Here is an 11,863-nt window from a genome sequence, read left to right as displayed (position 1 = left end):
TAGTTTGATTTATGCAATAAGAACCCTTGTAGGTCAAGAAAAAAACGTAGCAAGGCTAATAGGCAGAAATGTTAAAAACAGCGGAATTGAAGTAAATTCCATCCTTGTTCCAGAGAGCCTCAGGGGATATATTTTAGTTGAATCATCAACCAAGATTGATATGCAAAATCCCGCCTTTAAAGTGCCTCACATGAAGGGTGCAATCGAAGGGGAAATACCCTACGAAGAGGTAAAGAGCTTTCTAAATCCGGAACCTATACTGGCTTCAGTACAAAAGGGAAGCATTGTAGAACTTATATCCGGCCCATTTAAGGGAGAAAAAGCCAAAGTTGTTAGGATAGATGAATCAAAAGAAGATGTGGTCTTAGAACTTATTGAGGCTGCAGTTCCAATTCCAGTTACAGTTAAAGGTGACCAAATTAGATTAATACAGAAGGAGCAGATTAATGGCAAAAGAAACCGTAGAAATTCTTATAGACGGCGGAAAAGCAACACCAGGTCCACCATTAGGTCCTGCAATAGGTCCGCTGGGCATTAACATGATGCAAGTAGTTGAAGAGATCAACAAAAAAACAGCTGATTTCGAAGGCATGAAAGTACCAGTCAAGATAGTAGTTGACATAGGAACCAAAGAATTTGAAGTTGGAGTAGGTACACCACCAACCACTGCATTGATCATTGATGAACTCAATTTAGAAAAGGGATCACAAGATCCTGGACTTGACAAGATTGCAGATCTCAAGGTTGAACAGGCATTGAAGATCGCACGTATGAAGTTCGATGCACTATTATCAAATGACTATAAAAATGCTGCAAAAGAAGTTATTGGCACATGCGTAAGTATGGGAATAACTGTTGAAGGAAAAGATCCCCGAGACGTGCAGAAAGAGATAGACCAGGGAGTCTACGACGAAACACTCGTCCAAGATACCTAAATTTATTTCATTTTTAATTGAGTTTTTGATGATCAAATCTAATGATCATGCTTTTATGTAATGATAGTTCAATTATCATAATAAAATTCAATAGTATTTCACAAAATCAAATTCATAGATATGGCCAAAATCATATCATGGAACACAGTACAAAGAAAATAATTCGTGTGAACTTTTAATTAAAAAGTTCATGGAGGAATTAGATGAAACAAGAGATATTGGAAGCGGTGAAGAAGGCTAAAGCGGATTCAAAGCCGAGAAACTTCACACAATCCGTTGATGTTGTAATAACCATCAAGGATTTAGACGTGAAAAAGCCAGAAAACCGTATAGACGAAGAAGTGTTTCTCCCAAGTGGCCGTGGTAAAGACGTATCGATTGTCTTTATAGCAGAAGGAGAACTGGCTCTTCAAGCGAAAAATGCAGGTGCAGATCTTGTTATAACCAAAGAAGATTTAGAAGCCTTTGGAAAAGACAGGAAAGCAGCCAAAAAGGTTGCAAACAAGCATGATTTTTTCGTTGCACAGGCAGATCTCATGCCCTTCGTGGGTAGATTCCTAGGACCAGTTTTAGGGCCAAGGAAAAAGATGCCAAAGCCAGTTCCGGCCTCAGCTAAACCAGAACCGTTAATGGAGAGACTTAAAAATACAGCAAAAGTTAGAATGAAGGACCAACCAGTTATCCAAGCAATTGTCGGTACTCAAGATATGGATGATGAGCTCATTGCAGCTAATATTGAAGCAGTGCTTGATATATTGGACAGGAAACTTGAGAAAGGTAGAAGCCAAATAAAATCCATGTATGTAAAGACAACCATGGGTCCAGTAGCGAAGGTGATCTAATGCCTCATGTTGCTGAATGGAAGAAAGAAGAAGTAGCAAGCCTCAAGAAACTAATTGAAAGCCATGAAGTAGTGGGTATGGCTAACCTTTCAGATATACCAGCCCCTCAGCTACAGAAAATGCGCAGATCACTCAAAGACAGTGCAACACTGAAGATGTCAAGGAAAACTCTTATGAGCCTTGCATTGAACAGCTCTGATAAAGAGAACATAACTGCGCTTGAAGAGCACATGGATGGACAACCTGCCTTGATATTCACAAACATGAATCCATTTAAACTTTACAAGATTCTTGAAGGCAGTAAAACAGCAGCCCCTGCTAAGGCAGGAAGTATAGCACCAGAGGATATTGTTGTTCCTAAGGGAGATACAGCATTTAAACCAGGTCCAATACTTGGTGAGCTTCAAAAGAGTGGTATTCCTGCAAAAATAGAAAAGGGAAAAATTGTTATAACCAATGACAAAACCATTGTAGCCGCTGGAGAACCTATTCCAAGGGATGTTGCAAGCATACTCACAAGGCTTGAAATTTTCCCATTAGAAGTTGGAATTGATCTTCGTGCAGCTTATGAGGATCAAACTGTTTATACCTCTGATATATTAACAATAGACGAGGAAAAAACCTTAGCAGATATTCAAAAAGCATTTACTCAGGGATTAAACCTTTCAGTAGAAGCAATGATATTCAACAAGGAATCTGTACCAGTATTACTCCAGAAAGCTGCTACACAGTCGTTAAACCTTGCTTTAAACGCAGAAATATTAAATTCAAAAACAAGGGACATACTGCTTGCCAGAGCATATGCACAGATGCTATCTGTTGCAGCCGAAGCATCAGCTAAGGATGAAAATGCAGTAGACGACGAGATTCGTGAAAAACTGAGTTCAAACTCTACTAAGGTTGAAACCAAAGAAGATAACGAACCAGGAAAAGATGAAGAAGAAGCTGAAGAAGAGGAAGGGGATGCAGCAGCAGGACTCGGCGCTCTATTCGGCTGATTTAATTAATTTAATGAAATTGAGTAAAATTTAAACTTTGAGGTGATTATAATGGAGTATATATACGCAGCAATGTTATTGCACACAACCGGTCAGGAAATTAACGAAGAAAACGTGAAGAAAGTCTTAGAAGCAGCAGGCGCAGAAGTTGACGAAGCAAGAGTTAAAGCATTAATTGCAGCTCTAGAAGATGTTGACATCGAAGATGCTATACAAAAAACTGCAGTAGCTGCACCAGCAGCCGCAGCAGCAACAACACCAGCAGCCGCTGAAGAAGAGGCAGAAGAAGAAGAGGACGAAGAAGAAAAAGAAGAAGAAGCTGCAGCCGGTCTCGGCGCTCTCTTTGGATAATTCTTTTCTTTTTTTAAAGATCAAAAGCATTATATAACTTTCAATGCAAGTCGATCTTTCTCAAATATTTTTATTTTTAGATTAATTCAATACAACTTATTTTTAAAAAATTAAACAACTTAAAAAATTAGATCAATAAATTTTATAAAAATACTTTTATTAAGGATTATTTTTTTTGAAATTATTTTACAAATATTTAAACAAGTTTTTATCCAAATAAGATCAACTAGAATAAAGGGATGAGTAGCTATTTTAATAAATTCCCTATATAGATTGAAAAGTTGATAATAAATTAAATTAAACTTGTATCAAACTAATTAATCAAATAATTTTAATGAAATAAATATTAAAAATTTTATGTTGATTACCATGTCTCGCCAGCTAGAAGAACTAGGATATACAAAGAAAACATGTGCAACCTGTGGAAATGACTTTTGGTCCATTGGGGATAGGGAAACTTGTGGGGATGCACCCTGCGATAAATATGAATTCATAGGGAACCCTGCAACATCTAAAAAATATGATCTATTCGATATTCAGAAGGAATTCAATAACTTCTTTAAGGAAAGAGGACACACCCCAATCAAACGATACCCCGTCCTCGCAAAAAGGTGGAGAGACGATGTTTTTCTTGTTGGGGCATCAATATACGATTTCCAACCTTGGGTTACCTCGGGTCTTGTTGAACCTCCTGCAAATCCACTGGTTATTGCACAACCATCAATAAGGCTGAACGATGTTGATAATGTAGGTAGAACAGGTCGACATATGACATGCTTTACTATGGGTGCACATCATGCATTCAATACAGAAGAGGATATGGTATACTGGAAGGATGAAACTGTAAAATACTGTCATGATTTTATAACACATATAGGAATAGATCCATCCGAAATAACCTACATAGAATCATGGTGGGAAGGTGGGGGAAATGCAGGACCCTGTTATGAAATATGTGTTCGAGGCGTGGAACTTGCAACACTTGTTTTCATCCAATACAAAACAACACCAGAAGGACTTGAAGAAATTCCACTCAAAATTGTTGATACTGGTTATGGTCTTGAAAGATTTGCATGGATATCTCAAGGAACACCCACAGCTTATGATGCTTCATTTGGACCAGTGATAGACAAGCTTAAAAAACTTGCCGGTGTTGAATTAAACGAACAAATACTTGGAGAAAATGCTCGAATCGCAGGTATGATGGATATAGAAGACATAGCAGATTTGAAAGAACTCCGGCTAAGAGTTGCTGAAAAACTTCAAATCTCTGCAGAAGAACTTAAAAATGCAACAGAACCCATGGAAGCAGTTTATGTTATTGCAGATCATACCAGATGCCTTTGTTTCATGCTTGCAGATGGAGTTATACCATCAAATGTTAAGGAGGGTTATCTAGCAAGGCTTGTTCTTAGAAGGACCATAAGATTCATGAAAGATCTTGAACTCAAAGAGTCACTATGTGACATTATGAAAATACAGTTAGACTTCCTTTCAAGGACATATCCAGAGATCAAAGATCAACAAAATCATATACTCAATGTTGTGACATTAGAAGAAAAAAGATATGGGAAAACCATTTCAAAAGGTAGACAGCTAGTTAAAAAGAGCATTAAAGATCTTAAAAAAGAAAATAAAGATGAAATACCTGTTGAAATGCTTATCAAACTCTATGATTCACATGGAATGCCCCCTGAAACTATTGAGGAAATAGCAATATCAGAAAAATTTAAAGCAGCGGTTCCAGACAACTTTTACACTCTGGTTGCTGAAGAACATGCAGAAGAAGTTGTAGAACAGAAAAAAATAGTTAAACTGAATTTTCCTGAAACTGATCTCATATTCTATGACAAACCACATAAAACAGAATTTGAAGCTGGAATAGTTGGATTCCATGAAAACAATGTTATACTCGATAGAACCATATTCTATCCTGAAGGCGGAGGTCAACCATCCGATGTAGGATTTATTCGAGTTAAAGGGAATAAAATGGATAAATTCCCAGTTACACATGCAGAAAAAGTTCAGGGAATTGTACTCCATAGAATGGATCAAAAGGACATTGCAAAATTGAAACCATTCAAAGGATCACGTATTACTGGAGAGATCGATCCATCAAGAAGAACATCTCTAACACAGAATCACACAGCAACCCATTTAATTGTTGCTGCAGCCCGGAAAGTACTTGGCGATCATGTATGGCAAGCAGGAGCCCAAAAAGGTGTTAAAAAGTCTAGGATCGATCTAGCCCATTATAAAAGAATTGAAAACACCGAAATTCAGGAGATTGAGCTTATTACAAATAGGCTTGTAATGAGAAATTATCATGTCCACACCAAATGGATGAACAGAACCCAAGCTGAAAAGAAGTATGGTTTCAGACTTTATCAGGGAGGAGTTGTTCCAGGTGCAAATATAAGAACTGTTAAAATAGATGATATTGATGTTCAGGCTTGTGCAGGAACCCATGTAAAACAGACAGGCGATATTGGTCTTATAAAAATTACAAGAACAGAAAGGATTCAAGACGGAGTAGAAAGACTTGAGTTCTCGGCTGGAGAAGCTGCTGTTAAGGCTGTTCAAATAAATGATGATCTTTTAAATGATAGCAGCAATGTATTCAAAGTACCTCCTGAACAGCTCCCAAAAACCAGTGATCGTTTTTTCACCGAATGGAAAGGCTTTAAAAATGATATTGAAAGGCTCAAAGAAGAGATTGCAGGGTTAAAGATTGGTAGTCTTGTAAACTATGCAGTAGAAATTTGTGATACCCCCGTATTGTGCCGAGTAGTAGAGGCCGACATGAACGAACTTGTGAAGATCGCAACCGACATCACGGGAAAAGATGGTGGGGTTGATGTGGTTATAATTGGAAATAGTGAAGGTAAGATCGTTGGTGCTTCCTCCAAGAATGCCATGGGTAAAGGGGTTAAGGTACATCTGATCATCAAAGAATCTGCAGCCATACTTGGTGGAGGAGGTGGTGGAAGACCAAACCTTGCACAAGGAGCTGGTCCGAACTTTGATAAAATTCAAGAAGCATTAGAATTTGCATTAACCAAAATTAAAGAGATTTTGGGTTGATCAACCCATTATTATTATTTTTTAGTCACATATTTCAATAACAGCTTTTCTGTCAACCACAATTTTTGTATACTTTAAATATAAGTTGAATAAAAACAAAAAATTATTATTAAATATTATTATAACAATAGTTAAATAATTGATCATCTTGGAGATAACAACATGAGGATCCGCAGTATAGAAGAGATAAATAAAAAGATCAAAAAAGGAGATGCAACAGTTCTCACAGCTGAGGAAGTATCTTTACTAGTTCGTGAAGGGAATAGTCCCAAAGCAGAGGATGTTGATGTTGTAACCACAGGTACTTGTGGAATAATGTCTGGAACAGCTGCAATACTCCATGTTCCAGTAGCGGATCCTGGTGCTTTTAAAAAAGCAAAAAATATTTTTTTAAACGGTGTACCTGGATTTCCTGGACCCTGTCCAAATGAATGGCTTGGATCCGTTGATTTGATAATATATGGAACTGCGCACAGTATCTACGATAGTGGATATGGTGGAGGATTCTTATTTAAAGACATTGTTGGTGGAAATGAAATAGAAGTTGAAGTAGAATCAACTGAAGGTGAAATATTTAAATCAACAACCAGCATCAAAGACATTGGAACAGCCCAGATGATAGGGACAAGATTAGCCTTCAAAAATTATAATTCATTTACAAATCCGTCAGAAGAAGTGGTATCATCCATCTTCCATGCTATAGATATGGAAGGTCCATTTAAAGGTCTTTCAGTTTCAGGGTGTGGTCAGCTGAACCCTCTACAAAATGATCCAGTGATGAGATCCATATGTTCAGGTTCTAAGATTTTGTTAAACGGAAGCGAAGGTATTGTAATCGGTCGTGGAACAAGAAGTAGCAATGAAAAACCTAATCTAATGTTAACGGCAGATATGAAAGATATGGACCCCCATTATTTAGGTGGTTTTAAAACAGGTGCTGGACCTGAAGTATTTGACAGTGTTGCTGCTGCAATACCAATTCTAGACCAAAGTACTTTAGAACAAACATTTATACTCAACAAAGACATTGTACTCCCAGTTACAGATATACGTGGGCGTCATAAAGTATTAGGATCCACAAATTATGGGGAAGTTTGGGAAGGTTCTGACGAAAGACCTGTGTATCATCCAGAAAATTGTCTAAACTGTGAAACTTGCATTGTGCGTGAAAGATGCCCTACCGGTGCTTACACAAATATTCTAAACACCCAAAGATGTTTCGGTTGTGGAATGTGTGCATATTCATGTCCTAACAATGCATTTACAATGGAATCTGGAAGTGTGAGATTCGATGTTGATGATAAATCCATTGGAATGCCGATTATATGCAGACAGTCAGATATTAAAAGAGCACGCGAAGTAACAGCCGAACTTAAAAGAAAAATAGAAAATGGGAATTTTATTTTAAACAGTTGTTTTGAATGAAATAATCTTTTAAATTATTTAACATTTTTTTTTAAGGGATGTGGGTTTAAATTTTGGAAATTCCTGTGAATATTCCTGAGAATATAATCATTCCAATAACAAAACCAAAAAGAAGGGCCATAATTAAAAACAAAAAAGTTACTGTAAAAATTCCTGATGAACCCGATTCTTTTGTTTCATATTCTTCTAGTGTTTGATCATCGTACTGCTCATAGTCAGCAGTATCTTTTCTAGGACGATATTCATTTTCAGTCTGGTTATTTTTGCGGATAATGTGTTCCTCTTGATGGTCTTGATATTCCCCGGCAATATATTTCTCTTTTAGTGATTTAGAATAGGGAACTGATAGTTCCATTCCACAACTGGGACAGTAATTTTCTCTATTCCTGATTTCTTCACCACAGTTTTTGCATATCATTTCTACCAACAAAAATTTTCCGATTAATCGTATTCAAATTTAAATTATAACCTATTTCTAATATTCTACTGTGGAATATATATTATGTTCATAGCATAAAAACTTTATTTGAGAGTAAAAAAGCATTTTAGGAATCTTGTTTAAAATCCAATAGTTAATAGCCTAAGAATTGATCTTCATGGGATATAAAACAACCCCAAAAACATTAACCCCCTGAATCTTAGTAAATAGAATAAATATTTTAAATTGGATTTGGAGAATATAGTATCTTGTCCTAATTCTATAATGATCACTGATATTTTGTATTCTAATTATATTATGACTCTTAGGAAGTGGGTTTCACTAGTTCCTGCATCAAATTCAATACTTTTAAATTCGTTCATCATATCTTCAAATATTTTCCAGAGTGTATCATCATCGGCATAGATTCGAAAAACAGTTTCATTTTCCATATCAATTCTTTCAACACCGGAATAATCTTTTTTAAGGTCATTATATATTTCAACACCTAGTTTGTCTGTTGATTTGTCCATGAGAATCATCCTACATAATAATTATTATTTATTAAAAAATTTTCTTAAATGATATCTAAATAATCATGTTAAATGTTTTTTTATATACTCTTCGGCATATTCCGGTGATCTTACTGCAAATTTGTATCTGATGTGAACCAGCAATATCTCTTTAGCTGCGTCACAAACAAGTTCCTTGTTATGCCAGTTTTTCAAACTATTAACTACCTTTTCAAGACATTCTTCTTTATAGCTAATCTGTCCAATCACATGTACAATCATATTTCGAACGCTCTTCACTTCTTCATCTTGTAATTCTTTTAAAAGTGTTAAAACTTCACCAGGATGGGTTCTACCCCTGAGTTCAATTCCATGGATAACTACCCTTCGAATTTCAGGATCTTCATCGTGCAAATGTTTTCTTGCAAAATTAAATGTTGGTTCTGGGTTTTTTTGACCCATCTGTTTCAGTGCACCTATAACAGCATTTCTAACAGAAGGGTGTTTGTCTTTTATAGCTCTTTCAAACTTTTTCATTACACAATTTGTATCCTTTTTTCCTATTTCACCCATGGAATATACAGATGTTTGTCTAACTCTTTCTTCAGGATTTTCAAGCATGTTATCTAAAATTTGAAGTATTTTTTCCCGCAAATCATTATGCCCTAAATATATCCTACTTATTGCCATATAAGCATTTTTTCTAATGTATGTGTCGCCATCAGATGCATAATCCAATATAACATCAGGAACTAACTTTTTATCCAATTTTTCAGCTGAATCATTTATTGCAGTTAGTATATTGTTTTCAGTTTCCTTGACAATTTTCTGTCTTTCCTCCTTTGATAAATCATAAAATCCCATAAAATCATTCCACCCGAATTGTTGAATATCTCTTTACAATATAGATTAATTCTATTTAAAATTATATTAAATTTATAAACCCCAAACCTTCTGCAAATGACTTTACTTCATTTATTTCATCGATGGTGGGAAGAGTTGAAACATCTTGATGTTTAAATGCATTGTAGGTTGGTCTGTATTGAGGCATTATATTCAAAACAACATCTAACCCAAGATTATCGGCTATCCAGTTTAAAAGTGGTTTTGAACAGCATTCAATATGATTTGGTAGTATAAGATGTCTTATTATCATTTCTGCAGATTTATATGCTTTTTTATGGTTTCTTTTTATAATTTGGCAGTAATTGGGGATTCCTGAAAGATCCATTGCACATGCATTGTTTCCATACTTAAAATCTGTTAGATAAAGATCTACAAACCCATCTAACAAGTTCATTCCCTGTTTGGATAGATATAAATTACTATTCCAGACAATAGGAATGTTTTCCTTGGAATATTTCATTGTGCGGAGAATATAAGGCATGTTAGGAGTAGGATCTCCCCCAACAAAATTTACATTCATTGAACCCTGTCTGCGTCTAAGATCGATTATCCTTGCAAGTTTCTTTGGTTCCAATAACATACCCTGATCTGGATGTTGACTAATATCCCAGTTCTGGCAGTATACACATTTAAAATTACATCCGGAAAAGAATATTGTGTGACTTGGAATTAACGGTGGTTCCTCCCCCTTATGTAAAAATTCAGAGGATATGTAAGGTTTTTTCACATCACATAGCCCGCTCTCAAATTTCCTGTTTTTCATACATTTGCTTTCGCATAAAACACATTTCCCAAATATTTTATCTGCAATTTTAATTTTAAGATCTAACAAAGAAAATTCAGGTCTTTCAATTTCATTCCAAGAAGTTTTAACGTATTTCTGGTTGTATTCTCCAAGTAAACTCTTATGTTCATCCCATAAGATATCTACATCCTCGGAATATCCTGCAGGAATGCTTGAAGAGGCCCTTAACCTTGATGGTTTTTCATTTGAAGCTATTCTAAAGTAACCCTGAAGTGCATGTATTATATTCCTGTTAAACTGTCCATCTATTCCATCAACCAACAAAACATCAACCAACCACTCGCAAATTTTCAATTAGAATTGTAGGAAGCACAAATGGCCCTATCTTACGTACCTCCGCAGATCCTGCAGATGCAGTTTTCATTGCTTGGAAAATGTTTCCCGAAAGCATAGCCTTTTTTATAGGATGTTTTAACTCTCCATTTTCAATTTTAAATGCATTCATGGCTTCTACTGAAAAGTCTCCAGAAATGGGATTTGCTGTATGTGCCCCTAGAATGTCTGTAACTAACACACCGTTGTCAATCTCTGAAATATCTTTTATATCACCAAATTCAAGTATGAAGTTGGATAAACCCACTGCTGGAACGTCACCATACGATGATCTCATACCATTACCTGTAGATTCAACTCCTCCCTTTTTAGAGGTGTAAATATCGTACATAAAGTTTTTTAACAATCCATTCTCAATTAAAGGTGTTTTTTGGCTCGAAGTACCTTCACCATCGCAAACAGCGGATTGAAGGCCACCTTCAAGAGTTCCGTCATCATATATACTTAAAGAACTGGATACGACTTCTTTACCAATTTTATCAGCAAAAACAGACCTTCCTCTCTGAACATTATCGGCATTAAGAGCGCTTGAAAATGTTGCAACAAGCCCTGAAGCGGCATGATGGTCAAGAATAACTGGAAAATCTTTTGTTTCTATTGGTTTACCATTTCTTGAGTCCTTTGCTATTTTACATGCCTTCTCAGCTATTTGTACAGGATTTATATCCATATATCTTGATGCATCATATTCACTTGCAGTAGATACATTCTCTCCATCGTCCACATTAACCGAAATATAACCCGAATAAATTGATGAAACATCTTGAGCAACTGTACCTTCTGAGTTTGCAATTATGAATTTGCTGTAGCCTGTTGAAAAGCCACCCGATGTTGGTTCACATTTTTCATCCAGTACTGTGTCGAGCATGATATTTCCAAATCCGATTATATCTTCAAGATCCAAGTACTCAATTTTAGAGTCAAAAATTCCCTTTACATTAGGATATTCTGATTTAGGTGCAAATGCAAAGTTCTCATCAATTTCATTGGCTTTAGCATTGAACATTGCACTTTTAACTATTGGTTCAATGTTATCAAGATTGGTTGTATATGAAAATCCCATTCTCCCATCAAGGATCACCCTTACTCCCAGTCCAAATGTGAATGCTTCCTTTGCAAAGTCTACTTTATCCTTCTTAATATCAACATTAACACCTTCTTCCTTCTCCACATAAATTTCAGCCTGATCAGTGTAGTTAAGGGCCAGATCAAGTGCCTGATTTGCTATATTATGCATCATATAATTACACCTCG

11 protein-coding genes and 1 pseudogene are annotated in these 11,863 nt (G+C 35.9%); 7 read left to right on the top strand and 5 right to left on the bottom strand.

Annotated features, from left to right (window positions below):
• Window positions 1–4: 4 nt before the first annotated feature.
• The 7 genes and pseudogenes from DL91_RS01240 to DL91_RS01210 all read left to right on the top strand — a co-directional run.
• Window positions 5–439: pseudogene (locus DL91_RS01240) on the top strand (transcription elongation factor Spt5); the annotation flags it as partial.
• A 7-nt stretch (window positions 440–446) separates the two neighbouring features.
• Complete coding sequence (locus DL91_RS01235) at window positions 447–935, top strand: 50S ribosomal protein L11 (protein ID WP_048189893.1); 489 nt, start codon at window positions 447–449, stop codon at window positions 933–935.
• 203 nt (window positions 936–1,138) lie between these two features.
• Window positions 1,139–1,777 (top strand): 50S ribosomal protein L1, encoded by a 639-nt coding sequence (locus tag DL91_RS01230; RefSeq protein WP_048189892.1) that lies wholly within the window; start codon window positions 1,139–1,141, stop codon window positions 1,775–1,777.
• Window positions 1,777–2,775 (top strand): 50S ribosomal protein L10, encoded by a 999-nt coding sequence (locus DL91_RS01225; protein WP_048189891.1) that lies wholly within the window; start codon window positions 1,777–1,779, stop codon window positions 2,773–2,775. The genes DL91_RS01230 and DL91_RS01225 overlap by 1 nt, the downstream gene beginning before the upstream one ends.
• Before the next feature lie 51 nt (window positions 2,776–2,826).
• Window positions 2,827–3,126 (top strand): 50S ribosomal protein P1, encoded by a 300-nt coding sequence (gene rpl12p / locus DL91_RS01220; protein ID WP_048189890.1) that lies wholly within the window; start codon window positions 2,827–2,829, stop codon window positions 3,124–3,126.
• 369 nt (window positions 3,127–3,495) lie between these two features.
• Window positions 3,496–6,210 (top strand): alanine--tRNA ligase, encoded by a 2,715-nt coding sequence (gene alaS, locus DL91_RS01215; RefSeq protein WP_048189889.1) that lies wholly within the window; start codon window positions 3,496–3,498, stop codon window positions 6,208–6,210.
• A 162-nt stretch (window positions 6,211–6,372) separates the two neighbouring features.
• A complete protein-coding gene (locus DL91_RS01210; RefSeq protein WP_048189888.1) occupies window positions 6,373–7,635 on the top strand; it encodes a methanogenesis marker 16 metalloprotein in 1,263 nt (420 codons plus the stop codon).
• A gap of 46 nt (window positions 7,636–7,681) precedes the next feature.
• Here DL91_RS01210 and DL91_RS01205 read toward each other — a convergent pair whose 3' ends face one another.
• The 5 genes from DL91_RS01205 to DL91_RS01185 form a co-directional block, all read right to left on the bottom strand.
• The gene (locus tag DL91_RS01205; RefSeq protein WP_231551478.1) at window positions 7,682–8,053 is read right to left on the bottom strand and encodes a zinc ribbon domain-containing protein; all 372 of its coding nucleotides are present in this window, start codon (window positions 8,051–8,053) and stop codon (window positions 7,682–7,684) included.
• A 311-nt stretch (window positions 8,054–8,364) separates the two neighbouring features.
• Window positions 8,365–8,586, bottom strand: a complete 222-nt coding sequence (locus tag DL91_RS01200) for a hypothetical protein (RefSeq protein ID WP_048189886.1) — start codon at window positions 8,584–8,586, stop codon at window positions 8,365–8,367.
• Window positions 8,587–8,649: 63 nt separating this feature from the next.
• Complete coding sequence (locus tag DL91_RS01195; protein ID WP_048189885.1) at window positions 8,650–9,429, bottom strand: sister chromatid cohesion protein PDS5; 780 nt, start codon at window positions 9,427–9,429, stop codon at window positions 8,650–8,652.
• 61 nt (window positions 9,430–9,490) lie between these two features.
• Window positions 9,491–10,537 carry a radical SAM protein gene (locus DL91_RS01190; protein ID WP_231551346.1) on the bottom strand — a complete coding sequence of 349 codons (1,047 nt, stop codon included), beginning with the start codon at window positions 10,535–10,537 and terminating at the stop codon, window positions 9,491–9,493.
• Window positions 10,538–10,544: 7 nt separating this feature from the next.
• Window positions 10,545–11,849, bottom strand: coding sequence for a TldD/PmbA family protein (locus DL91_RS01185; protein WP_048189884.1), 1,305 nt, complete (start codon window positions 11,847–11,849; stop codon window positions 10,545–10,547).
• Between the last annotated feature and the right edge of the window lie 14 nt (window positions 11,850–11,863).

Origin of the sequence: Methanobacterium sp. SMA-27 (genome assembly GCF_000744455.1) — an archaeon.
Lineage (GTDB): Archaea > Methanobacteriota > Methanobacteria > Methanobacteriales > Methanobacteriaceae > Methanobacterium_B.
This window is presented reverse-complemented; position numbering and strand designations above follow the sequence as displayed.